Origin of the sequence: Enterobacter sp. BIDMC 27 (assembly GCF_000534415.1) — a bacterium.
In the GTDB taxonomy this organism is placed as follows: Bacteria; Pseudomonadota; Gammaproteobacteria; order Enterobacterales; family Enterobacteriaceae; genus Enterobacter; species Enterobacter hormaechei_C.
In genome coordinates this window covers 1,828,261-1,853,659 of sequence record NZ_KI973178.1, presented here as the reverse complement: position 1 = coordinate 1,853,659, position 25,399 = coordinate 1,828,261, and the positions used below count along the sequence as shown (strand labels likewise).

Annotated in this window: 22 protein-coding genes; 11 read left to right on the top strand and 11 right to left on the bottom strand. The window is 48.8% G+C overall.

Going from position 1 to position 25,399, the window contains the following annotated elements:
• Positions 1-189 precede the first annotated feature (189 nt).
• Both hemB and L463_RS13815 read left to right on the top strand, forming a co-directional pair.
• The gene (hemB, locus tag L463_RS13810; RefSeq protein WP_015571323.1) at positions 190-1,164 is read left to right on the top strand and encodes a porphobilinogen synthase; all 975 of its coding nucleotides are present in this window, start codon (positions 190-192) and stop codon (positions 1,162-1,164) included.
• 128 nt (positions 1,165-1,292) lie between these two features.
• Positions 1,293-2,993, top strand: a complete 1,701-nt coding sequence (locus tag L463_RS13815; RefSeq protein WP_032102857.1) for a bifunctional ornithine lipid synthase OlsF — start codon at positions 1,293-1,295, stop codon at positions 2,991-2,993.
• A 79-nt stretch (positions 2,994-3,072) separates the two neighbouring features.
• On the opposite strand, the gene tauD is transcribed toward L463_RS13815, so the two are convergent.
• From tauD to mmuP, 6 genes are all read right to left on the bottom strand, one after another.
• Entirely contained in the window at positions 3,073-3,924 is an 852-nt protein-coding gene (tauD, locus tag L463_RS13820) for a taurine dioxygenase (protein WP_017383145.1), read from the bottom strand.
• Complete coding sequence (gene tauC / locus L463_RS13825) at positions 3,921-4,748, bottom strand: taurine ABC transporter permease TauC (protein ID WP_032102856.1); 828 nt, start codon at positions 4,746-4,748, stop codon at positions 3,921-3,923. Before tauC ends, tauD begins: the two co-directional genes overlap by 4 nt.
• Positions 4,745-5,512, bottom strand: coding sequence for a taurine ABC transporter ATP-binding subunit (gene tauB, locus L463_RS13830; RefSeq protein WP_017383143.1), 768 nt, complete (start codon positions 5,510-5,512; stop codon positions 4,745-4,747). The genes tauC and tauB overlap by 4 nt, the downstream gene beginning before the upstream one ends.
• A gap of 10 nt (positions 5,513-5,522) precedes the next feature.
• Positions 5,523-6,485 carry a taurine ABC transporter substrate-binding protein gene (gene tauA / locus L463_RS13835; protein ID WP_023295999.1) on the bottom strand — a complete coding sequence of 321 codons (963 nt, stop codon included), beginning with the start codon at positions 6,483-6,485 and terminating at the stop codon, positions 5,523-5,525.
• Between the two features lie 222 nt (positions 6,486-6,707).
• On the bottom strand, positions 6,708-7,640 hold the full coding sequence (mmuM, locus tag L463_RS13840; protein WP_015571328.1) for a homocysteine S-methyltransferase: 933 nt from the start codon (positions 7,638-7,640) through the stop codon (positions 6,708-6,710).
• The gene (gene mmuP, locus L463_RS13845) at positions 7,627-9,027 is read right to left on the bottom strand and encodes an S-methylmethionine permease (RefSeq protein ID WP_032102855.1); all 1,401 of its coding nucleotides are present in this window, start codon (positions 9,025-9,027) and stop codon (positions 7,627-7,629) included. Before mmuP ends, mmuM begins: the two co-directional genes overlap by 14 nt.
• A 157-nt stretch (positions 9,028-9,184) precedes the next feature.
• On the opposite strand from mmuP, the gene L463_RS13850 reads away from it, so the two are divergent.
• The 9 genes from L463_RS13850 to L463_RS13890 all read left to right on the top strand — a co-directional run bounded on the left by L463_RS13850 (position 9,185) and on the right by L463_RS13890 (position 20,291).
• Entirely contained in the window at positions 9,185-10,294 is a 1,110-nt protein-coding gene (locus L463_RS13850) for an AI-2E family transporter (RefSeq protein WP_017383139.1), read from the top strand.
• A gap of 114 nt (positions 10,295-10,408) precedes the next feature.
• Positions 10,409-12,193 (top strand): diguanylate cyclase, encoded by a 1,785-nt coding sequence (locus L463_RS13855; protein ID WP_032673148.1) that lies wholly within the window; start codon positions 10,409-10,411, stop codon positions 12,191-12,193.
• 383 nt (positions 12,194-12,576) lie between these two features.
• A complete protein-coding gene (locus tag L463_RS13860) occupies positions 12,577-13,071 on the top strand; it encodes a putative pterin-binding protein (protein ID WP_023303170.1) in 495 nt (164 codons plus the stop codon).
• A gap of 17 nt (positions 13,072-13,088) precedes the next feature.
• Positions 13,089-15,026, top strand: a complete 1,938-nt coding sequence (locus tag L463_RS13865) for a putative bifunctional diguanylate cyclase/phosphodiesterase (protein ID WP_032102852.1) — start codon at positions 13,089-13,091, stop codon at positions 15,024-15,026.
• Positions 15,027-15,285: 259 nt separating this feature from the next.
• Complete coding sequence (locus L463_RS13870) at positions 15,286-15,543, top strand: YjhX family toxin (RefSeq protein WP_017694448.1); 258 nt, start codon at positions 15,286-15,288, stop codon at positions 15,541-15,543.
• A 10-nt stretch (positions 15,544-15,553) separates the two neighbouring features.
• Entirely contained in the window at positions 15,554-16,300 is a 747-nt protein-coding gene (locus L463_RS13875) for an SAM-dependent methyltransferase (RefSeq protein WP_023295994.1), read from the top strand.
• A 701-nt stretch (positions 16,301-17,001) separates the two neighbouring features.
• Complete coding sequence (locus L463_RS13880; RefSeq protein WP_032673147.1) at positions 17,002-18,537, top strand: recombinase family protein; 1,536 nt, start codon at positions 17,002-17,004, stop codon at positions 18,535-18,537.
• Positions 18,538-19,410 carry a ParB N-terminal domain-containing protein gene (locus tag L463_RS13885; protein WP_032673146.1) on the top strand — a complete coding sequence of 291 codons (873 nt, stop codon included), beginning with the start codon at positions 18,538-18,540 and terminating at the stop codon, positions 19,408-19,410. It begins immediately after the preceding gene.
• 8 nt (positions 19,411-19,418) lie between these two features.
• Positions 19,419-20,291, top strand: a complete 873-nt coding sequence (locus tag L463_RS13890) for a plasmid partitioning protein RepB C-terminal domain-containing protein (protein WP_009652943.1) — start codon at positions 19,419-19,421, stop codon at positions 20,289-20,291.
• Between the two features lie 3 nt (positions 20,292-20,294).
• Here L463_RS13890 and L463_RS13895 read toward each other — a convergent pair whose 3' ends face one another.
• Genes L463_RS13895 through hxsD form a run of 5 tightly spaced genes read right to left on the bottom strand, consistent with a single transcriptional unit; the run spans position 20,295 to position 25,317 of the window.
• Complete coding sequence (locus tag L463_RS13895) at positions 20,295-21,899, bottom strand: TIGR04141 family sporadically distributed protein (protein ID WP_032673145.1); 1,605 nt, start codon at positions 21,897-21,899, stop codon at positions 20,295-20,297.
• 20 nt (positions 21,900-21,919) lie between these two features.
• Complete coding sequence (hxsA, locus tag L463_RS23460; RefSeq protein WP_071993133.1) at positions 21,920-22,555, bottom strand: His-Xaa-Ser repeat protein HxsA; 636 nt, start codon at positions 22,553-22,555, stop codon at positions 21,920-21,922.
• Positions 22,552-23,664 (bottom strand): His-Xaa-Ser system radical SAM maturase HxsC, encoded by a 1,113-nt coding sequence (gene hxsC, locus L463_RS13900; protein WP_032673143.1) that lies wholly within the window; start codon positions 23,662-23,664, stop codon positions 22,552-22,554. The genes hxsA and hxsC overlap by 4 nt, the downstream gene beginning before the upstream one ends.
• Positions 23,657-25,045, bottom strand: coding sequence for a His-Xaa-Ser system radical SAM maturase HxsB (gene hxsB, locus L463_RS13905; protein WP_032673141.1), 1,389 nt, complete (start codon positions 25,043-25,045; stop codon positions 23,657-23,659). Before hxsB ends, hxsC begins: the two co-directional genes overlap by 8 nt.
• The gene (hxsD, locus tag L463_RS13910; protein WP_023302415.1) at positions 25,045-25,317 is read right to left on the bottom strand and encodes a His-Xaa-Ser system protein HxsD; all 273 of its coding nucleotides are present in this window, start codon (positions 25,315-25,317) and stop codon (positions 25,045-25,047) included. The genes hxsB and hxsD overlap by 1 nt, the downstream gene beginning before the upstream one ends.
• Positions 25,318-25,399: the final 82 nt, after the last annotated feature.

Genomic DNA, 25,399 nt, shown 5'->3' with positions numbered 1-25,399 from the left:
CGAACCAATATAGAAACCTCACCAATATTAAACACCACGCTGAACACCAGAATAAGTTTTATAATATAGACAAAATACATACAGCGAATATTAGTCGATTTCGAAAATCTAAAAGACAACTTTAGTAAAACACCGCTCCCTGCTTTCAGGTACACTATACCTCTTTGTTCCACAAACATCAGGCATACCATGACCGATTTAATTGCACGTCCCCGTCGCCTGCGCAAGTCTCCCGCACTGCGCGCCATGTTTGAAGAGACAACACTGACCTTAAACGATCTGGTGTTGCCGATTTTTGTTGAAGAAGAGATCGATGACTACAAAGCCATCGACGCGATGCCGGGCGTGATGCGCATTCCTGAAAAGCATCTGGCCCGCGAGATCGAACGCATCGCGAATGCGGGCATCCGCTCGGTAATGACGTTCGGTATCTCCCACCACACTGACGCGACCGGCAGTGATGCCTGGAAAGAAGACGGCCTCGTCGCCCGCATGTCGCGCATCTGCAAAGAGAGTGTGCCGGAGATGATCGTCATGTCCGATACCTGCTTCTGCGAATACACCTCTCATGGCCACTGTGGTGTGCTGTGCGATCACGGCGTGGACAACGATGCGACCCTGCTGAATCTGGGCAAGCAGGCGGTGGTTGCCGCTGCTGCGGGTGCGGATTTCATTGCGCCTTCTGCGGCAATGGATGGGCAGGTACAGGCGATCCGTCAGGCGCTGGACGCTGCGGGCTTCACCGACACCGCCATCATGTCCTATTCCACCAAATTTGCCTCCTCTTTCTACGGCCCGTTCCGTGAAGCAGCCGGCACGGCGCTGAAAGGCGATCGTAAAACCTATCAGATGAACCCGCTGAACCGCCGCGAAGCGATTCGTGAGTCTCTGCTGGATGAAGCCCAGGGCGCTGACTGCCTGATGGTGAAACCTGCTGGCGCATACCTGGATATCCTGCGCGACATTCGCGAACGCACCGAACTGCCGCTGGGCGCCTACCAGGTGAGCGGCGAGTACGCGATGATCAAATTCGCCGCGCAGGCGGGTGCCATCGACGAAGAGAAAGTGATCCTCGAAAGCCTGGGGGCGATCAAACGCGCGGGCGCGGATCTGATCTTCAGCTATTTCGCGCTGGATCTGGCTGAGAAGAAAATTCTGCGTTAATCCGCTTTAGCGCCGGGTAATGACTTCGCCTTACCCGGCCTGCTCTCTGCGCTAATCTTCACCAAACTGCAATACAAACGACATCTCCTCCTTCTACTGTCTGGGCAAGACGGCAGGAGGAGTGATCAATGTTTAGTCTCGACAGCGTTCTTGATGACCTTTGGCCTCAGGCGAGGCCCGCACCCTGGCAAAAAAGTCTGTTAAAAAGACTGCTTCACGAAGACGAATTTCAGCAGTTTGCCGCCAGCCACCGTCACCTGAAAGGGCTGGATATGGTGGAGCAGGTACTGGAACACCTTGATATTCACTGCTCCGTTTCCGCCCGCGACCTCGAACAAATCCCCGAACACGGCCCACTCATTGTGATAGCGAACCACCCCACCGGCACCCTGGATGGGCTGGCGCTGCTGTATGCCGTTTCCCGCGTGCGCCGCGACGTCAGGGTTGTTACCAACAGGATGCTGTCCCACCTTGAGCCCCTCAGTTCATTATTTATTCCCGTAGATAATATGGGCGGCAGAACCGCAAAAGCTTCGCTGATACAGATGGAGCAGCACCTGCAAAACGCCGGCGTGCTGATCTTCTTTCCGGCGGGCGAAGTTTCCCGCCCAACGCGCAAAGGCATCCGCGATAAAAAATGGCATCCGGGCTTTATCAAGCTGGCCGGCAAACTACGGGTGCCGCTACTCCCGGTACATATCCAGGCGCACAACAGCCTGCTGTTTTATGCCAGTACCCTGGTCTCGCCAACGGTATCCATGCTGCTGCTGATGCAACAGATGTTTCGCCGCCGTCACAGTCAGCTGCCGATCAAAATCGGCCAGCAGATTGCCTGGAATGACCGGTTTAGTTCTACCCTTTCATCGCGTGAGATGGCCGAGCAGTGTCGTCAGCACGTGATACGTCTTGGCAAGGGATTGCCTGGCGTCTTTAAAACCCAGTGCGCCATTGCCCGCCCGGAAGACAGGGCGACGCTCAAGCGCGAACTGGCGCAGGCCGAGTGTCTGGGCAAAACCAGCGATGGTAAGGCCATCTATCTTTGGCAGCGCAACGGGCAGGAAGAGGCGCCTCTGCTGCGCGAGCTGGGGCGGCTGCGCGAGATTGCCTTTCGTGCCGTGGAGGAAGGCAGCGGGAAGCGCCGGGATACCGACAGCTACGATGATGACTATCTGCACCTTATTCTGTGGGATGACGATGACCTGGAGATTGTCGGCGCGTACCGCTTTATGCCAACGGCCATGCAGGTGGAAAAGCGCGGCGTCGAGGGGTTGTACAGCTACAGCCTGTTCCACTACGACGAAAAAATGCAGAACATACTTGAGCACGGTATTGAGCTGGGGCGCAGCTTTATACAGCCGCGCTACTGGGGGCGTCGCGGTCTGGACTATCTGTGGTCAGGCATTGGCGCCTATCTGGCACGCTATCCCCATTACCGTTACCTGTTTGGTCCGGTGTCCATCTCCGGCGGCTTACCGCCAGCCGCACGGGATCTGCTGGTGGCGTTTTATCGTCTCTGGTTTCCGGCCAGCCATCCGCTAGCCGCCTCGCGTCAACCCTACCCGGCCTCACTTCCGGACGTGCTGGCACAGTTTGGCGGGGTGGATTACGTAGATGATCTGACAAAGCTGAAATCCCTGCTCGGCAACCTGGGTTGCGGCATCCCGCCGCTCTATAAACAGTATTCCGAGCTATGCGAGCCAGGCGGCGTGCAGTTTATCGATTTCGGCAGCGATCCGGCGTTCAATAACTGTATCGACGGGCTGGTGCTGGTGGATCTGTGTTATCTGAAGGCGAACCGCTATCAGCGGTATATAGAAGCACACCTTTAGCTCCGTTGCCCGGTGGCGCTGCGCTTACCGGGCCTACAATTAAACGAAGGCCGGGTAAGGCAACGCCGCCACCCGGCAATCAAGGCGCACGGTAAAACGGTTTATCCCCCAGGATCGTCGCCCGCTGCATAATCCTTCGCTGCGGCAGGTAATCCGCATTGGCGTAATGCTGCGTGACGCGGTTATCCCAGATCGCCAGATCGTTCTCCTGCCAGCGCCAGCGCACCTGAAACTCCGGTTTGGTGATGTGCGCGAACAGGAAGCCGAGCAGCGCCTCACTCTCTTTTTCCGCTACGTCCACGATGCGCGTGGTGAACCCTTCATTCACAAACAGCGCCTGTTTGCCCGTCACCGGATGGGTACGCACCACCGGGTGCAGCAGCGGGGGATGTTTCGCCACAGCTTCCTGCCAGCGCTGGTGCTCCTCTTCGCTTTTGCGGTACTTGTACTCCGGGAACGATTTTTTGAAGTCATGCTCCGCCCGCAGGCCGCTCAGCAGAGTCTGGAGCGGCGCGGAGAGCGCCTCAAACGCGGCAATCCCGCTGGCCCACAGCGTATCCCCACCCGTCTCCGGCAGCTGTTTTGCTGCCAGAATCGCCCCGGCTGGCGGTGTGTCGATAAAGGTAACGTCCGTGTGCCAGTTGTCATTATCGGGCGGGTTATCGTTATGGGTGTCCAGCACGATAATTTCCTCCACCCCTTCCGCATGCGGGTAGACCGGGTGGATATGCAGGTCGCCAAAACGCAGGGCCAGCGCGCGCTGCTGCTGTGGGGTAATGGCCTGTTCGCGCAGGAACACCACCTGATGACGCAGCACCGCGTGGTACAGCTGCTCAAACTGGTTATCGCTCAGCGGACGGGTTACGTCCAGGCCCGACACCTGCGCGCCAATATATGGCCCCAGCGGGGTAATGGTCAGTCGTTCACTCATTGTATTTCTCCATGCCAGGGCGTCAGGCGACGCTGTAGCGCGCGCAGTCCCAGTTCTAATCCAAAGGCAATCGCGGCGATCACCGCGATCCCTGCCAGTACCACGTCAGTCGCCAGGAACTCTCCCGCCGACTGCACCATAAACCCAAGGCCGCGCGTGGCGGCTATCAGCTCTGCCGCCACCAGCGTAGACCAGCCCACCCCAAGGCCGATGCGCAGCCCGGTCAGTATCTCCGGCAGCGCGCCTGGTAAAATGATGAACAGCAGTATCTGCGCGCGGCTGGCGCCGAGCGACTGCGCCGCACGTATGCGTACCTGCTGCGCACTCTTTACGCCAGCCAGGGCCGACATGGCTACCGGCGCAAATATCGCCAGGTATATCAGTAAGATCTTTGACGTCTCGCCGATGCCAAACCAGATCACCATCAGGGGCAGGTAAGCCAGCGGCGGGACGGGACGGTAAAGCTCTATCAGCGGGTCGAGAATGCCGCGTACCGTCGGGCTCAGTCCCATCGCGATCCCCACCGGAACGCCAATAATGACCGCCGCCAGCAGCGCCACCAGAATACGCATCAGACTGGCGCCTAAATGCTGCCAGAGCGTGGCATCCATAAAGCCCTGCGGCCCGGCGATAGTAATCAGTTTTTCCAGAACCTGGCCTGGCGGGGGCAGAAACAGCGGGCTGACCCACTGCTGCGCGGCAACCGCCCACCATACCGCCAGCACCACCACCAGCGTGCTGAGGCTTAAGGTGAGCTGGCGAGAGAACGGCCAGCGTAAGGCAAGGCGCGTCCGCCGCGTTTTTTCACTGAAAACAATGCTCATGAGAACGCCTCCCGTTGCTCAAACACGCGGCTTAAGACGTATTCACGCTGTTCAATAAACAGCGGATCGGATTTGATGCTGCGTACCGGCTCTCCCGCCACATAGCGGCGGGCAAACTCAAGCGGCAGGCGCTCCAGCACGCGTCCCGGCCCCGGTGAGAGCAGCACCAGCTCCGTCGCCATAAACACGGCCTCTTCGATATCGTGGGTGATTAACAGCACCTGCTTGCCGGTTTCGTGCCACAGGCGCAGCAGCAGGGTTTGCATCTGCTCGCGGGTGAAGGCATCCAGCGCCCCGAAAGGTTCGTCCAGCAACAGCAGCTGTGGGTTAGCCGCCAGCGCGCGGGCGATCCCGACGCGCTGACGCTGCCCGCCTGAAAGCTGCCAGATAAAGCGTTTTTCAGCCCCCTCCAGCCCGACCTTTTTCAGCATATCGCGCGCCGTACTCAGGCGCTGTTCACGCGCTACACCGGCCAGTTGCAGACCAAACGCAACGTTTTCCTGAACGTTTCGCCACGGGAGTAATCCTTCATTCTGGAAGACCACGCCGCGCTCTGCGCCCGGCCCCGTTACCCGTTTTCCTTCCAGCTGGATCGTGCCGTGCTGATACGGTACAAACCCGGCGATCAGGTTCAGCAGCGTCGTTTTCCCGCAGCCGGACGGCCCCAGCACCACCAGCAGTTCACCGCTGTCCAGCGTCAGGTTGATCTCTTCCAGGGCGGGTTTGCCGCCGTAATCGGCAGACAGGTTTGTAATGTTCAGCATTGCAGCCCCCTTATTTCACAAAGCGATCGGTCACGAACTGGCTGTAATCCGCCGCCACCGCAGGCACTTTGCCCTGCTCTTTCAGGAACGTCGCAGTGTCAACAATCGCTTTGCTCACCGGCCCGTTCAACTGCTGGACCTGCTGCGCAGGCGTCAGATAGGTGTTGCCTTTTACCAGCCCCGGCACGTCAGCTTCCGGCACGCCGCTCAGACGTGAGAGTTTCTCCAGGTTGGCGGGCTGTTTCAGCCATTCATCCGGGTTGCTGATGTATGGCTGCTGTGCGTCGATGGCGCTTTTGGCGAAGGCTTTCACCACTTCAGGGTGTTTCTCGGCAAAGTCCTTACGTACGACCCAGACGTCAAGGGTTGGCGCGCCCCACTGCCCCACTTTTTCGGAGTCGGTCAGCACGGTGCCCTCTTTTTCCAGCTCGTTGACGGCGGGGGCCCAGACGTATGCTCCGTCGATGTCGCCACGCTGCCAGGCGGCAATAATCGCCGGAGGTTGCAGGTTAATGATCTGCACCTGGCCCGGCTTAATGCCCCAGTGTTTCAGCGCTGCCAGCAGGCTGTAATGCGTGGTGGAGATAAACGGCACCGCGATGCGTTTGCCGATCAAATCTTCGGGTTTCGTTATAGTTTTCTTCACTACCAGCGCTTCGGAATTTCCGAGCTGCGACGCCAGCAGGAAAACTTCAATCGGCACCTGCTGGCTGGCGGCCACCGCCAGCGGGCTGGAGCCCAGGTTGCCAATCTGCACATCGCCCGAGGCTAACGCCCGCACAATCGCCGCGCCGCTGTCGAACTTGCGCCAGTCGACGTTCGCCCCGCTCGCTTTGGCGAAGGTGTTGTCCGCCTGCGCGACTTTCGCCGGCTCAGCGGAAGTCTGATACGCGACGGTGACGTCCACCGCCTGCGCCTGAAATGCCCACAGCGCCAGTGCGCCGAGAAGTGTGATTCGCGATGAAATTGCCATAGTGCCTGCTCCCCTTGTTGTTATGAGGGCAGTATTTCCGGCGCGAGAATTTTGATAAAGGAATAAAAAAGAATCGCTAATGACGATTCGTTTTTAGAAAAAAAGCGGGAAAGGATAGTGAATTTTGTGCGGTTGTTTCTCCGGGTGGCGCTGCGCTTACCCGGCCTACGGTTCGTGCAATTTGTAGGCCGGGTAAGGCGCAGCCGCCACCCGGCAAAGACCTCAGCGCTGAACCGTCAGCGCAGCAATATCCTGCGGCGTGGTGCGACAGCAGCCGCCAATCAGCTTCGCACCGGCATCCAGCCACTGCGGTAAATACCCCGCCAGCGTCTCGCAGGCGTCACCATGGTGATGCCAGGTTTTGCTCACCGCATCATAATGCTCGCCGGAATTCGGATAGACCACCAGCGGCAGCGACGTCAGGCTGTGCAGATGCGTCAGCGCCGCGGTGGTGTTTTCCAGCGCGATACAGTTGATCCCCAGCGCGACAACCTGTGGATAGCTTTCGAGCGCAGAAACGACATCCCGCAGCGGCGTCCCGTCACTCAGATGCTCGCTGTCACGCAGGGTAAATGAGAACCATGCCCGGGCGCGAGGATACGCCGTCAGCATCGCCGCCAGCACCTTAATCTCCGGGAAAGAAGGCAGCGTTTCGCAGGCCAGCAGATCCGCGCCCGCATCCAGCAGCGCCTCCACGCGGGGACGGTGGAACGCGGTGAACTCTTCAGCGCGACGCACATAATCGCCGCGATATTCAGATCCATCGGCAAGGTACGCGCCGTACGGCCCTACCGACCCCGCCACCAGCAGCGTGCCCGCCTGCGCATTCTCTGCCAGGTACGCTTCCCGCGCTTTGCGTGCCAGCTCTACGCTTTTGCCAATCAACGCCCGGGATTGCGCCTCGTCGAGCCCGCGTGCGGCAAAGCCCGCAGGCGTGGCCTGATAGCTGGCGGTGATCGCCACCTGTGCCCCCGCGCGGTAATAGTCGAGGTGCACGTCCCGGATCAGCTCCGGGTTTTCCATCAGCACTTTGGCCGACCAGAGGCTGTCGGCAAGGTTACAACCGCGCGCTTCCAGCTCCGTTGCCATCGCCCCATCCAGCACGACAAACGGCTGGTTTTCAAGGAGGGCGGTAAGCGGATTATTCTGCGACATGTTCAGGCTCCTGCGTGGTCATGTTTCGGGTCAGGTAGTACGCACCATAACACAGGGCGACAAACGGAAGCCCGCAATAAAGGGCAATACGCTGGCTGGGGTCAAACCACAGGCCGACGCAGGCCACCAGACAGAGGATAAAGCCAAGCACGGGCACCAGCGGATACCATGGCGCGCGATACTGCAACGCCGAAAGTGGCTGCCCGGACTGCACGTGACGGCGACGAAACACGAAGTGTGACGCGCAGATGCTGATCCACACCGCCACCACCGCAAAACCGGAAATGGCTGACAGGGCCACAAACACCGTATCCGGCGCGACCACGCTGGAGAACAGCGCCAGCACGCCACCCAGCATGGAAACGGAGAGCGCCGTCAGCGGCACGCCGTTTTTGTTGACGCGGGCAAAGCAGCGCGGCAGCGTTTTCTCGTTAGACAGAGACCACAGCATACGGCCAGAGGCGTACAGACCCGAGTTCGCCGCCGAGAGGATCGCCGTCAGGATCACGAAGTTAAAGATATCCGCCGCATACGGAATGCCGACCTTTTCAAACACCAGCACGAACGGGCTTTTCTCCACGCCAGCCTGCTGCATCGGGATCAGCGCCGCCAGCACAAATACGGTGCCAATAAAGAAGATGATGAGCCGGGCGATGGTGGTGCGAATAGCAACCGGAATAACCTTGTGTGGGTTTTCCGTTTCTCCTGCCGCGATGCCGATAAGCTCCGTTCCGGAGAAGGCAAAGTTGACCGCCACCATGGTCATCAGGATCGGCAGACCGCCGTGCGGGAACCAGCCTTCGGCAGTAAGGTTGCTTAAGCCCGGCGCCGGTGAACCGTCCTGCATCGGGATAAAACCGAAGATCGCCGCCCCGCCGAGAATAATGAAGGCGATGATGGTGATGACTTTCACCAGCGAGAACCAGAATTCCCCTTCGGCGAAGAAGCGCGTGGAAATGACGTTAAGAGCAAAAATCACCACACAAAAGACGACGCACCACGTCCAGACAGGAACCTGCGGGAACCAGTACTGCATACAGAACCCGGCTGCGGTAAAGCTCGATCCCAGCGCCACTGTCCACGTTAGCCAGTAGAGCCACGCCACGGTATACCCTGTCGCCGGGCCGAGATAACGAGCGGCGTAGACGTGGAACGCGCCGGTTTCCGGCATCGCCACGGAAAGTTCCCCCAGGCATTGCATAACCAGCCAGACCACCAGCGCACCAATAAGATACGCCAGCAGCGTGCCCGCCGCGCCAGTTGTCGAAATGATGTATCCGGTATTGAAGAATAACCCTGTGCCAATAACGCCACCCAGCGAGAGCATAATCAGGTGACGGGTTTTCATGGTGCGCTTAAGCTGCCCGTTTTGTTGTTCTGTTTGCATATTACCTTCTAAACGTATGGACATCTAAACATCCAAAGAAGGGTGTTATACCGCGATTGTTAACAAAAAGCCACCCGGCATGACTTCGGCGCAATTATTGGTAAATCCTTAAATCAGTTCTATAGTCGACACAGTTTCTTCTTCACCAGGACTCACTATGCGATTTAACGGACTGACCAAAGGTTTCTTTATTCTCATCCTGGCCCTTGTTACCTGGGCTTTCTTTGACGTGCTGTCTCCCTATTTCTCGGCGATTCTGTGGGCCGCTATCCTGACCATCATTTTCAACCCGGTGAAAAACAAACTGCGTACCGCGCTGGGCGATCGCAACGGGCTGGCTTCCCTCCTTACACTCGGCATTATCTGCCTGATCGTGTTTATTCCGTTGATGGTGATCCTTTCCTCGCTCGCGGTGGAACTGAACATGGTTTACACCAAGCTGCAACAGAACAACACGCAGTTCCCGGAAGTCATCGCCGGTATCTTCAATCGCCTGCCGGACTGGGCCAGCGGCTTCCTGGCGGATCACAACCTGACCAACGCCGCGCAGATTCAGAAAAAGCTTTCCGATGTCGCGTTACAGGGTGGACAGTATCTGGCGGGAAGCGCGTTCCTGATTGGTAAAGGGACGTTCGGCTTTGCTATTAGCTTCGGTATTATGCTGTACCTGCTGTTTTTCCTGCTCAAAGACGGGCCCTATCTGGTGCGCCAGATCCTCGACTCGCTGCCGCTGTCTGACTTCGCCAAACAGCACCTGTTCGCTAAGTTTGTCGGCGTCTCGCGAGCCACTGTAAAAGGTACGGCGGTCGTGGCAGTGGTTCAGGGTACGCTTGGCGGTATCGCCTTTGCCATCGTCGGTATTGACGGTAGCGTACTTTGGGGAGCGCTGATGGCGTTCCTCTCCCTGGTGCCCGCCGTCGGCTCGGCTATCGTCTGGGTTCCCGCCGCGATCTTCCTGTTTGCCACTCACCAGCTTTGGCAGGGTCTGTTCATTGTGGGCTTTTTTGTCATTATCGTCGGGCTGGTGGACAACCTTTTACGTCCGCTGCTGGTGGGCAAAGACACCAAAATGCCGGACTACCTGATACTGATCACCACACTCGGCGGTATGGAGCTGTACGGCATTAATGGTTTTGTGATTGGGCCGCTGATTGCCGCCCTGTTTATCGCCTGCTGGAACCTCTTCTCCGGCCGCGACCACGCAGGCAACGCCGAGGAGCTGGACGCAGACTTTATCGAAGAGGGAAAAAACCCTCCGGATCTCTAACGAAACGCGTTTTGTCAGGCGGCCCTGTGCCGCCTTTTTTTTCGCGATAAATCAGGGGTTTTCTATAATCTGAAATGAACGCTCTTCCACATTTGTCGTAGAAGGATCCAACAGGTGCGAATCGCCACGATCACAAACTGGGCCTATGGTGTCACGGTGTGCCTGACCATTGCCTCCGGTATCGTCATGCTGATGGCTTCCCATGCCGACAACGTAGAGCGTCAGGCTGTTAAGCAACGACAAATTTTTGACCAGCTTACGGAAGAGATTGAAGCAGAAACCTGGATGCTCTCCGATTTAGCGCGCCTTTACGCCATCAAAAAAGAGCCCGATGTGCTGAAAGCGTACCAGGCGAAAGAAGGTGAACTGAAGAATATTGAACACAAAGTGGGACAGTTAAAAGATACGGGCGCAACGGGCGAAGAGCTGGCGCTGCTGTATGAAGGGCTGAAGATTGTTGATGGCCTACAGGATGAACAGCAGGCAGCAATTGCCAGCGTCGCCCGGGGTGAGGAACAACAGGCCATTGCGTTACTCTTCGGCAAAATCTACGAACTTGAAACGGAACGCGCCCAGAGCAAGATTGACCATTTTCGTATGCTGCTGGATAAGCGCATTATTGCCGATGTCCAGGCGGCGACCAACACGTCGAAAACGCTGCGTACCGCCTCAGAGGTGATGGTCGGCCTGACCGCCCTGCTCTTCTTATTCGTGATGGGCTTTATTCTCAAGCACCGCGTGCTGCGCCCGGTGGTGCGCCTCAGCGATGTGGTTCACCGCCTGGCCTCACAGGATTACGCCGTCGAAACGCCCAATTTCAACCAGGTCGATGAGATAGGCGATATGGCGCAGGCCATTCGCATTTTCCGCGAGAACGGGCTGGCAAGGCAGCGGCTTGAAAAAGAACGCGACGCAGACTGGGCCATCCGCGAGCTGCTCGCACGAATGACCCAGCGCTTGCAGGGGTGCGAGAACGTCAGCGACGTGATTGAGGTGGCAGAGCTGTTTGCTCCCAACATTGCGCCGGGTATCGCCGGACGTCTGTATATCATGGATCGAAACCCGTGGGAGATGCGCTGTGCGGCGGAATGGTTATCTCCACATGGAGAAAAAAATGCTTTCCACCCCGATCAATGCTGGGCCATACGCCGTGGTCAGAGCCACCCACTGGTCAACGGCGAGCCGGATATCGGTTGCCAGCATCTGCCTGAATCACAAAAAGACAGCTCACTGTGCGTGCCGCTCATTGCGCAGGGGGAAGCCATTGGTTTGCTGTCGTTTCAGAACATCACGCCTGAAACAGCGCCGTCCCGCGCATATCTCGAATTAATGGCGGAAGCCCTGGGTCTGGCGCTGGCCAACCAGCGTCTGCGCGATGCCCTGCTGGAAAAAGCGCTATTCGACCCGCTCACCGGCTTGCGTAACCGCCACCACCTGGAAGATACCCTGCGCACTCAGATAGCTCAGGCAATGCGCAATGATGAGCCGGTGAGCTGCATGATGATCGACATCGATCACTTTAAAAGCATTAACGATCGCTTCGGCCATGAGGCTGGCGATCATGTGATAAAGAGCGTGGCGACAATTGTTCAGCGTGCCGTGCACGATGCCGGCCTGGCCTTCCGCTTTGGTGGCGAAGAGTTTCTGGTGCTGCTAACGGGTGCGGATGAGGAAGCGGCTCACGCCTGCGCAACTGAGATTTATAACGGCGTCCATACGCTGTCGCTGCGCTATGGGCTTGCTGAGATTGGCCCAGTGGATGTGTCGATCGGGATCGCCAGTTACCCGCAGCACGCCCAAAGCGACGACCTGCTGCGCGCGGCAGACGTGGCGCTTTACCGGGCGAAAGAGCTGGGGCGCTCGCGGATCGTCAGTTTCAGTATGCTGGAGACGGGTTAACCGAAACTCAGTGCAAATGACGTCAGAGGTACGCGCACTCTCTTATTCCCTCACATTGAGGGTGCGTTATCATTCTTTGTACAAATAAATTCATCTTAACGATGCCACCATTGATAAAAAATGGGGGTGCGTAAATATATCAATAAATCAAAGCGATCATTTTTTAAACCCGGGTGGCTAATTACACTGAGTTTTAATGTTTTAAAAAACGTAAGCTCCAGCCAGAGGTCTGCAATCACGGGGCAAACAACGATTATCCATTTGATTTTAATACATTTAATGAAGTATCGTTTGCAAAAAGCCGTGGCGTTCAACAAAATAGACAAACTTATAGGATAATTAACTTATAATTCTTATACTTCTGTTAAAAAGAGGAGGCCAATATGCGAATAATCCTAATGCTGTGCTGCTTTTTGGTACAAAGTTTAAGCTGGGCTGGCGAACTGCCAAAGCCTGTGGGCAAACCCATCTTAACAATTACCGGTAATATAGAAAATACGAACGAAAATGGAAAAGCCGTTTTTGATATTGCCAGCCTGGAAAAACTGGGGATGGTGAGTTTCCAGACGACCTCTCCCTGGTATAATGGCCGCACGAAGTTTGAGGGTATCCCGATGCGCAAACTCATGGAGTATGTGGGTGCTAAGGGTTCTGTTCTGAATGTGGTTGCACTCAATGATTATACTACCGTCATCCCTCTCAGCGACTTCCAGAAATACAACGCCATCCTGGCTTTAAAGGTCAATGGCGAATATATGCGCATCCGCGATAAAGGTCCGTCATTCATCGTCTACCCTTATGACAGTCTTCCTGAACTCAATAATCAGATTTATTACTCGCGATCGGCCTGGCAGGTCAGCAAAATGAAGATTGAATAGTAGTTCAGGAGAACATAATGAACAGGATACTGGTTGGAATCATTTTTTCTCTTTTTATCACTACGGGATATATAGCCTTTCTTGTCTACGACCGTCAGCAGGAGTTGCAAAAATTGACTCACTACACTGAGTCCTGGTCTGTAGCCCAACTGGTATCTGAATATTACCGATTTGAATCATGGATTGGACTGTACGCAACCGAGACTGATGACGTTACGGTAGACCAGGTTCGCATGCGCCTGGAAATCATGCTGAGCCAGAATGATTTATTGAAAGAGGGCGGCCTGGGTCGTTATATAAACAGCGCGAAAGCGCATCAGGTGCTCGCCTTACGCCTGGAAAATATACTGAACTATCTGGATGGTCATCTTGAGAAAATGAGCCGTTCAGAGTTAAAGCTCTATCTGAAAAATATGCATTCACTGGATGCACCGCTAAGCCAGCTTTCATCAACGGCTTTAACAAAAGATGTTAATACAATCAATGAAACTAACCTAAAAATACAGGTTCTGTATTATATTTATTCAGCACTTTCGCTGTTACTGGTTATTTTAAGCTTCATACTGGGCTTTTTGATTATCTATCAAAATAAAAACATTCTCAAAGCACATACACAGGTTAAAACTCTGGCTGAAGAACTTCAGCTGTCCAAAGAAACCCTGCAAATCCAGAATACAAAACTGGAATACGATGTTTATCATGACTCCCTTACCGGCATGAAAAACCGTCTTTTCTTCTGGGATGATCTCAATAAACTTAATCTACAGGCTGAGGAAAAACATATTTCGGTCACGGTGATGTTATTCGATTTAGACCGGTTCAAAGAGGTGAATGATACCTACGGTCATGATGCTGGCGATTTACTGTTACGTGAGGTATCCACGCGCCTTAACGCTTTGAGCCGCTTTTCAGAGACATTTTATCGTTTGGGCGGCGACGAATTTGCTTTTCTCTCCAGTGGCTTAACCGAAGCCGCAGCTGTTTCACGCGCGCGAGAAATCAGTGATAGCATCAGCAAGCCCTATACAATTAATAATCAACTCATCAAAATAGCCACCTGTGTGGGTATTGTTTTATCGGATAACGAACGACGTTCGGATTACCTTTATAAATTTGCCGATCTGGCGCTCTATGAAGCCAAGAAAGAAGGTTCTCAGCAGATCAAAGTCTTCCGCCAGCGAATGCTACAGAAGTTGCAGGAGAGCAGAACCCTTGAAAATGATATGGCAAGAGCAATAGAGAATGATGAGTTTGTTGTTTATTACCAGCCTATTGTGAATTCCGTCAGCAAGGAAATTTACGGCTATGAAGCGCTTATTCGCTGGATGCATCCTGTAAAGGGAATGCTCTCTCCGGATAGCTTTATTTTCGCCGCTGAAAAAACAGGCATGATCAACGAGATAGGTAAAACCGTACTTAAACTGGCCTGTAGGGAAGCGGTCTCCTGGGCTGTTCCGGCCAGGATCTCCGTCAACGTCTCGCCTGTTCAATTGGGCAGCAAATCATTTATTAATACGGTGCAGTCCGTTCTGGCTGAGACCGGGCTACCGGCTAATCGTCTTGAGTTAGAGGTCACAGAGTCATCCCTCTTCAGTGACAGAAATAACCCCATTACGATCCTCAAAAAACTCCGCGCACTGGGCGTAAGAATTTCTATTGATGATTTTGGCACGGGTTATTCGTCGCTCTCCAGACTCAGCGAACTGAATTTTGATAAAATCAAGATCGATAAATCTTTTGTCAATCCGATATCTACGCAGGAAGATGCGCTTAATATTGTGAAGCTGATTACCGGTATGGCTAAAAGCCTTAATATGGGCGTCATTGCCGAGGGCGTTGAGACCGAAGAGCAGCTTGAGCGGCTTCAGGCTCTGGGTTGCGAGCTTGTGCAGGGATATCTTTTCAGCAAACCACAGCCTCAGGTCGACAGCAAAATTAAGAGCGGCCAGGAATGATCCCCTCTCCTCAGCCCGATACCAACCGGGATCACATTTTTCACCCCTGGGTATTCACTGACAATAACCAGGTGTTATCATTCACCCCGTAAATACCTATCAACTCAAACCGAGGCTTTGATGCTGGAGAATGTAATCATCCGATAATCAGCTTCCCGACCTTTCCAGGCCGGACTGATTATCAATGCGCCGAAATCGTATGCGGACACCGCTGTGTGTTTGCACGTTTTGCACATGATGATTAAACAGGTTTTCCAGTATGAATTTATCCCGTCAGGAACAACGTACCTTACACGTTCTCGCCAAAGGTGGCCGTATTGTGCACGTCCGCGATAACTCTGGCCGCGTCACCGCCGTTGAATGCTATAGCCGCGAAGGGCTACTGCTGGCTGACTGCACGCTCGCCGTTTTCAAAAAGCTCAAAACCAAAAAGCTGATCAAATCCGTTAACGGTCAGCCCTACCGCATTAACACTACGGGGCTGAACAATGTTCGCGCTCAGCCTGATAATCGTTGAGGAGAGGATGATGGATATCCCACGTATTTTTACTGTTAGCGAAAGCGAACACCGCATTCATAACCCCTTTACACCAGAGAAGTACGCGACGCTGGGCCGCGTGTTACGCATGAAGCCAGGCACTCGCATTCTCGATCTCGGCAGCGGCTCGGGAGAGATGCTTTGTACCTGGGCACGTGATTACGGTATTACCGGTACCGGCATCGACATGAGCCCGCTCTTCACCGCGCAGGCCACGCGGCGCGCAGAGGAACTCGGCGTCAGCGAACGCGTCCATTTCATTCATAACGACGCGGCCGGCTACGTCGCGAATGAAAAATGTGACGTGGCGGCCTGCGTTGGCGCAACCTGGATTGCGGGGGGCGTAGCCGGGACAATGGATCTGCTGGCAAAAAGCCTCAAGCCCGGGGGAATAATGCTCATCGGCGAACCGTACTGGCGTCAGGTACCTGCGACGGAGGAGACAGCCCAGGCCTGCGGCGTCTCGTCGATCGCAGACTTTCTCACTCTGCCCAGTCTGGTTGCGTCTTTCGATCAACAGGGCTATGACCTGGTTGAAATGGTGCTGGCTGATCAGGAAGGCTGGGACAGGTACGAAGCCGCAAAATGGATGACCATGCGGCGCTGGCTGGAGGAAAACCCAGACGATGACTTCGCGCAGGAGGTTCGGGCGGAGCTGACGATAGCGCCTGAACGTCATGTGACGTACACGCGGGAGTACTTTGGCTGGGGGGTGTTTGCGTTAATGGCGCGATAATATGGCGCTGGCGGTATAGCCTTTAGGGTTATGCCGCCGATCAACTTCTTTGAGGTACAAAACGATGACGCGAAAATGTGCAGCCATCAGCAACATTTGCTGCCATGATCTGAGAATGAGATTTACTGGAATGTAGGGCAACTATTTGATTTAGATGGTGCGATAATAGGAATGTAACCTAACTCACAAATTACTGATAAAGATGAATATTTCAAGTTTCTAATAATCACATGCCCCCAATAATGCCCCCACTATCACCGAAGCTCAAAAACACGCATAACATATGCACCAGTGCCCCTATCATCCCGAATCTGGTTTTGGGCGAGCTTGTAGCTAATGGTATGCCATTTAGTAGAAGCATCTGGTCCGTTTAGAATTGAAGCACTTCAAGCTATAGCTATACCTCTACACTTCAAAGAAGATGAAATACGCCAGCGCTCTTCAAGTCCTATAGATTCTTCTTGCGATATCACTCTATGTACGTATGTCCTCTGATTGCCGAGGCAAGATACTTCAATAGTTTTCTGGCAACTCAAAAGCGAGCACTCAAAATCCCCTGCAAAAGCTTTTTGCCATTACCTTGATGATTTAATGAAGGTAAGAACCTTATAGCTTCAAAAGGGATAAAGAGGTTGAAATCGATTAAAAAATGATCAATTTTGTTGGGGTTTGTTCGCTTTTGACTGGTCGGAGAAAGTGTAATGGGTGATGAAAGTCAGAAAAATCATAAAATTAGAGTCGCTCAGTATTTGAGGATGTCCACAGACCATCAACAATTCTCAATCGACAATCAGGCTCTTTATCTAAAAAAATATGCAGAAGATCACAATATGGTGATTGTAGAAACTTATGATGATGAAGGTAAAAGCGGAGTCTCCGCTTCAGGTAGAAAAAACTTCAACAGACTAATAGAAGATGTCGTTACAGGAAGAGTAAAAATAGAAGCTGTTCTTGTTTATGATGTCAGTCGGTTTGGTCGATGGCAAGATAATGATGAGGCAGGGCATTATAGTTATCTACTTAAATATCATGGGGTTAGGATTATTTATTGTGCTGAGAACTTACCAGATGAATCGCCTGAAATCCAAATGCTTACACTTCCTGCTCTTAGATATGCTGCTGGAGCTTACAGTAGGAATCTTTCAGTAAAAGTTTTTGCGGGACACGTAAACCTTGTTAAAAGGGGATACTATCAGGGAGGAATACCAGGATATGGATTAAGAAGAAAGTTAATTGATAATAACAATAGACCAAAAATGATACTTTGTCCTGGTGAAAGAAAGAGCTTGCAAACTGACCGAGTAGTTCTTACCCCTGGTACAAAAAAAGAAATAAAGCTGGTAAAAAAGATATTTAATATGTTTATTTTTGATGGATTAAATGAATATCTTATCGCAACAAAACTAAACAGAGAGGGGTATACATATACTGATAAAACAGAATGGAACAGAAGCAGAATACATTCAATTCTAATTAATATTCGCTACACAGGGAAATACACTTATAATCGTACTTCACAGAAATTGAACGCCCAAAGAATTCAGAATCCACAAGAAGAATGGATCGAATATGATTCATTTTTCAAGCCTATAATTTCACCAGAGAAATTTAGATTAGCTAAAGAAATCATTGATAATCGTTCAAAAAAAATGACCAATGAAGAAATACTTAATTTTTTGAAAAATGTTCTCATTAAACATGGTAAAATTTCAGGTTTTATTATCGATGAAGATGATAATGGTCCGTCGAGTAGTGTCGTAGCAAGTCGTTTTGGTGGGCTTTTGAATGCCTATAAACTCATCAATTACACACCAGAAAGAGATTATCGATTTATAGAAATAAACTCAGCCTTAAGGGTTAGACATGCCGACACTATTAAGACAATATGCAAGGAAATTACAAATAGTGAAGTAACAATATCTGAAAACAAACTCATTACGATCAATAAAAGCTTAACCTTTACCATAATACTTGCACGCTGTAGAAAAACCTCTACAGATAAATGCAGATGGATTGTGAGATTAGACAGAAGCATTAATTCTGACATCAACATAATTGTAAGGATGAATAGCCTTAATAGCGTCCCCTTTGATTACTATATCCTCCCTTCTATTGATTCATTTGAAAATGAATTAAACCTAAAAGAAAATAACAGTCTTCTCTTTGAGATGTATCGATTCGACGATATCAACATATTTTTTAAAATGCTTTCGACCAATAAAAAGGAAGTAGCTTAAATGAAAGATGATCAAATCCACATGATTAAGATATCCGACATAAAAGTAGTCATCCCACGTTCACGAAATAAACTTCGACATTCGGAAATTACTGAAAGTATCGACACAAGTGGACTGAGAAAGCCAATAACCGTACGTCGAATCGTGGACAAAAAGTATCAATTCGCTTTAATTTGTGGTCAAGGAAGGCTCGAATCATTGACAGCTTTAGGAGAAGAATTAACACCAGCAATCGTACTTGATATAGATGAAAACAAAGCCTACATAATGAGTCTGGTTGAAAATATGGCAAGAGTAGTTCCTCGTGCTGGTGAACAGTTCCAACGTATAAAGGAAATGACAGAGCAAGGATTAACCAATAAGGAAATATCTAACTCAACTGGATTATCATTACACTGGATAACAAGTCTGACAATGCTTATCAGTAAAGGTGAAAATAAATTATTATCCGCTGTAGAATCAGGAAGCATACCTATCTCGCTTGCTGTTGAGATTGCAAGAGTCGATTTTGAAGGTGGTCAGGAATTGTTAATTAAAGCATTTGATAAAGGTCTAATAAAACACAAAGATGTAGGAAAAATACGTGAGATACTTGACTCACGAGATGAAGGCTTGAAAGGATACCTAAATAATAACTTTGGGATAACAAAGAAAAAGAAAAAAATGACTACAGATGAATTAAAAAAAATCTATCAAGATAACATTTCTCAGCACAGAAAGATTAAAAACAAAGCAGAATACGTTGAGATGAATTTGTTGATAGCAAATCAAATCTTTAAAGAACTTGTCAATGATGAAGAGTTTTTACGGATATTAGATGAAGAAAGCCTAAATGAAGTAGTAAATATTATAGTTAAAAACACGACCAATTGAGGTGCAAAATGATTAAATATTGCTTTAGTGAAAAAACAATCACTTTCAAATTATCTGATCTTGTTCATACTAAAAAGCTGCCTACTAACTTCAAAAATAGTAAAAAATATTCCCAGATCAAAAGCACCATATCAGCGTTGGGACTTGTTGAACCGATATTAATTTACATCGATCAAAGTGATAAAACTGCTAAAATAATCGATGGACACCTTAGAGTCGAAGCACTAAAAGATATTGGGGAAGATAAAGCAAACTGCCTAATTTCAACTACATATGATACTTATACACCGAACAAAAAAGTTAACCGTATAACAATTATACAAATACAGAGAATGCTGAAAGAAGCTGTAAGAGTGGGAGTGCCTGAAGAAATGCTATGTACATCATTAAATATAAGTATAGATTCTCTAAGAACCAACATGTCCGTATTGAAAGGGATATGCCCTCAAGTAGTTGATTTATTTAATGATAAAGATATTCCCATAAATACTTTTAGAGTATTAAAAAGAATGGTTCCTTTCAGACAAATAGAATGTGCTAATTTAATGATAAGGTTTGATAATTACTCAAAACTTTTTGCTGAGTCTCTATATCATAGTTCCTCCCCTGAGTTGTTAATTGACAAAACTAAAAATAATATAGATACAAAAACTGGTAATAGAAAAGCTATTGAACGACTTGAGAAAGAAATGGCTCAGGTTCATTTTGACACGCAATCAATACAAGAGAGTTATGGCTCAAATAGCTTGAAACTGACAATTCTCATTTCTCACATTAAAAAACTTCTTGAGAACCCTAAAATATTTCACTGGCTCCTTAGGAACAAAAATGAATACCTTAATGAACTGACTAAAATCTCTGACATTGATAAATTAAATTGAATCTTATTTTTTTTTGGGTTTACAAATTTTCTTTTTATAAATTGTGGGGTCTACATCTATCTTGCAGATCCTAACTTCGTATCCGAAATTAGAAATAGTTTTATTAAAATTCTTCAAATTTATCTTAGAAAACAAAGGCAAGTCATCTGGGAGGTTTTTACTTGTGGCAATCGCGAAAACTATTTTGTATTTCTGAGCCTCTGGCCTTAATGTATGGTCAGCTAATTTTATATGCGCTGGCAATTTTTCATTAAGCTTCCATCGAAATTCAGAATCGCTTATGAAAAGTTCAGAGCTTATAAATCCTTGTGAAAATAGATGGCTCATGCTTTGCGCACCGCTATAATATTTCACATGAATAAAATCAGTTGCACCTCTAATAATATCGCAAAATTCAATTTTACTTCGCCCACCACCATGATATATGAACTTTTGATCCATATGAGTAAAGCTTTGATCAGCAAGACAAGTTTCTTTATTGTATTGCTCTTCTCTTTTATAAGAATAAATCGGGAATTTGTCGGCTTCCTCATACAGCTTAATTCGTTTAATTTCATTATCAATGGTGGAAACAAACTTTCTATCAGCCACGTACCAAATCGAATCTCTCAGGATATAGTTTTGATCACCTTCCTTTATCTCAGCATACAGACATCTATAAAGAGACCATTTTTTTAAAGACTGATAATCTGCATCTAAAACATGCAAACTGCTTCCTTTGAGATCATTTAAAGTAATTTCAATCTTTTTGCTTTCAAAATACTCACAAATATGACTAACCGACAAACTTTCATAAATCATGCTTCTTTGCCGCTTCTCAAAACAATAGCCTATCTGATTCTCCCAATCTACAATTTCAGGTTCACCCAGCCATATGTCATTAAAATCTTTTGCTTTTATTAAATCGACCAGAATTGAATCAAGTATCTCAACTTCTGCTTCATCTGCCTCTTTTATATTATTAACCCATTCAAACTCTTCAGGGAGAGGCTGAGAATAAATGGAGTCTATTTTATTTAACAACTCCGGGATGGATTTCAGGTCAATATCAGGCATAATTACAAATGCATCTTTACCCGTTATTTTATTACCTAAAACATCTTCAGTGGAAGTCCCTGTCAGAGTGGTAAGTATATCCATCTCGGAATCAATTTTAAGGTTAAAAATATCAACCTCTTTACTACTTTGACTACGAGTTAATAGATTTGTTTCATTATGGCTGCCTTTATCCAAACTACGAATTTTGTTATGTTCAATACAATTAAGTGTAGTTTTAAGACCAAAACCTTTGACAATACTATTATCATTAATTAAGTGATGCCCTGTCCCGAAAGGAATTAGATATCTTGAGTTATTCATTTCAACAACCAAGACTGCACCAGTGCTACTATTTTTCCCGAAGAAATTATGATCCAATTCTGGCTTTTGGCTTGTAAATAAAGTTGTCCACTCAGGAGGCTTGGGATCTAAGAATTGTTTTGCATACAAATACACCCTAGCCTCATCTATGTTGAACTCAATCGGATTTCTCACTCTCTCCAAATTCAAAACTTTTTCAATATCATCATTGAATCTTTTTGCTTTATATATTGAGAGTTTAATCTTCATTTCATTCCATCCTGAAATCTTTAGCGGGCCAGAATATTTAACGAGTTCAATAATTGAGTATCCAGTGTTTCAGTTGCAGGCGTTGGTAGTCCCTTCGCAATTCGGTAATTTTTTATAGACTGCCTTGTGGAGGGCCCCATTATGCCGTCAATATTCCCGTTGTAATAACCGTTGTCCAGCAAAGCGAATTGAACCCGCATGATTAAGCGCTTACGCTTCTCTGTACCAGAAGTAAGCCCATTACTTGCACGGTTAGCTTCTGTAGTTCCAACTGAATTCGTAGTAGTAGAGTTAATATTGTCGTTAGAACGAAGCGAACGCACAGAGGAAGAGGACGATGAGGAACTTGTTCCTGAACTTGAAGACCCAGATGAACTTGGTGAGCTGTATGTTTTTGGATAATAAGGAGTGCTGCCACCATAGTACCCGCCACCTGATGATGAACGGTGAGAACTATGGCTCCGATGGGAGCTATGACTGCGATGCCCTGCAATGTAGAATGGAACTTCGGTGTTAAGTGGTGCGATCACTAAATCATGTTCATTAAGAGCCATACCAGGCAAATCACTTGCTCCGGTAGATGAATCACTTGCCCATACAGAATTATTGAGTGCTAAAAATCCCGGAAGTAGAGCAGCAAAATTAAATTTTTTCATAAAATTGGTCTCGGTGGTTGATGAAAACGGCCTGTTGAGGAACTGAAATAACCAGCACAGGAAGACTTCTGAGTGCATTCATCACATTCTTTCGGATAGTAATTTTTCCAATCAGAGATCGACTGAGCAGCAAGCTCCCAAGCTCTTTCAGGAAGATGACACAAAGGATAATTAAAAATTGTTAGAGGTATGCCTGACCTGTGTGCAGCGTCTATGGCGGAGATTATTTTCTCACTATAACTGCTGTGCTCAATGAAGATTGTTGACCAGTTCTTTCGTGCCCAACCGATAGATTCCAGCCCCATAAGGGAAATCTGATTGATGTTGGAGAACACACGGCCAACGAACTCTACAATATCATCCAATTCTGTATAGTTAGCCAGTGTCGGAATAACTCTAAGTTCGATATTAATCCCTGAGTTTCCTGCATTAATTAACCCCTTAACCGTTTCATTAAATGCGCCATCATTCCCTACCAGATGATCATGCACAAGTGGTCTTGATGAGTAGAGCGGGATACCAAAGGTGATTTTTATCTTTTTGCTTCGCTTTGCCATTTCCTGAGTAAAGTTGATATCAGAAAATTTGCGTCCGTTTGTTAAAACATGCAAAGCAGTATCTGGTGAATTCTCGATGATAAAATCAATGAAGTGAAGGAAATCATCTCCATACAGCAAAGGTTCTCCACCGCTGACCCCAACAACTCCATCCAAACCAAATGAAGCTATAGCAAGAGCTGATTGGGTAAGTAGCCAGTCATCATTTGATTTCTTTGGTGGCTGCGAACAAAACAGACACAAGTTATTGCAGCGTTCCGTTACTAAGACAGTATTATGATTGGCTCTGCGGGACAGAATTACGCGTATCATATTGCCATTGTTGATTATCCCAATATCTCCATCTTCAATTGACTCATATAATTCAGTGCTAATAACAGAGAAATCAAAGCATGGTTGAATGGCATCATTATTGCCTTCAGCAACTACCAGTAAATTGGGCAAAAAGAATAAAGGGTTCATTGGTTTTTGTTTGCATAACCGATAGAACCCCGTGGGCACATTCTTTTTTGAAGCAAAATGAAAGATATCGTTCCTAATAACCTCAGACATATGCCCATCCTTTTAGCATCTCAGCCTTCGGACCACCTTCTGAGATGCAGTTCATCAGATACCTGAACATCCCCTTGTGATACTGACAAAACGTTGAACGACTCCTATCACCAACAGGCTCACCCTGTACACTTATGTTCTGGCATGGATCTGCACCGCAAAATGGTTGATATGCACATGTATCACAACCCGGCAGAGCAAAATTGAACGATGAACTCAACACTGCGTTATAGTAAGGACTCTTAGAAAATGATAGCGTTTTAACCTCACCCGCACTGAACTCCGTTTCAGGGTTCACCTTCTGCAACATACGGCTCTCATCGCTACCATATACTCGACCGTCATAATTGAAAAGAATACTGTTAAGCACGACCCCGCTTGGCGACTTTAAATCCGCATAACCACTAAAGCCGGGATTGAAGATCCTTTTCAGATGAATGGAGGCCGAATGTTCCACAACCCTTATCCCTTCATTATTCATCTTAAGGATTTCATCTATCAACGAGGCATAGAAACTGAAGTATTCCTCCATAGAAAATGTGAACGATGCATTTTGTGCAAACCCATAGGGACTAACAGGTCGGATAAACATGTCCTTGAGGCCAAGAGACAAGTGAGCCTGGACAATCGATTCAGGATGCCTAATGAGATCTTTAGTAACTGTAGTAACCGTTGCAACGCGACCAGCGCCTAAAGACCGTTTGATAGCCTCTACCCCTGACACTGTTCTACTGTAAGCAAGCCCATGACCAAGAATTCGATTACTGTTGTGAACAACTTCCTCACCATCAAGCGAAACAGAGAACGTTATGTTCCTATCTCTCGTCCATTCAAGCATATCCTCATTCAAGACAGACAGGCTTGATGCTACAACCATCTCAAAATCGGTGCTTCCCAGCGTTTCAGCACATTGCTCATAGATAGATTGAATTAAATCGAACCGCAAGAGTGGCTCTCCACCCTGTATCTCTATCTTGTAAGGTGGTGTCGATAGTTTTTTGATAGTTGAAATGATATCAGGGATGAGAGCGGGATCTAGATCATAACCAGAGGCGTTCACGGAAGCTCTACTGACCTGACAATACTTGCAGGTATGGTCGCAACGTAATGTGGGCACAATCATGAAAATTGGCCTGACCGCCAGTTCATTCATCAATCGTTTTGCAAAAGCAGAACTTAAAGCATAGGGAGTTATACCCGATGAGATTTCGTTAGTTATAAATAGCTTGCTTTCGAGTGCGTTTGAATGTTCCGCATTGATTTGCTCATCAGAAAGATCAAGCAGCTCTTGCTCATCAATGAAGTGATGAAAACCAGCGAGATTGCTTATAAACACCTGTCCATTAGGCAATCTGTCAAAATTGAATGGCATCAATTCCATTACGAAAGCCTTTCATCGACACTGCGAAGCACTTTATGGACAATAGAATCTCTCAACGCCCCTGTTTTATGCTGTAGTTTTTCACGCAAAGTGTAATCATTCAGCAGCCTCTCGAATTCATAGAGGCATTCGGGACTATCGTTTTCAAAAGAGATTGTCCAGGAGGATATATCTTCACAAAGCTTCCATTGAGTAAGAGAAGTCATCCAATACAGGCTATTGCGTATAACCCATTCAGAATAAACATCTTTTTTGAACATCCTTTCGCACATTGCCATTGCCTCACAAAACTAATAATCACAATCAGCAACCGCTTTAAAGCGGATTTTTCCTATGGAAATAAGGATACACCAT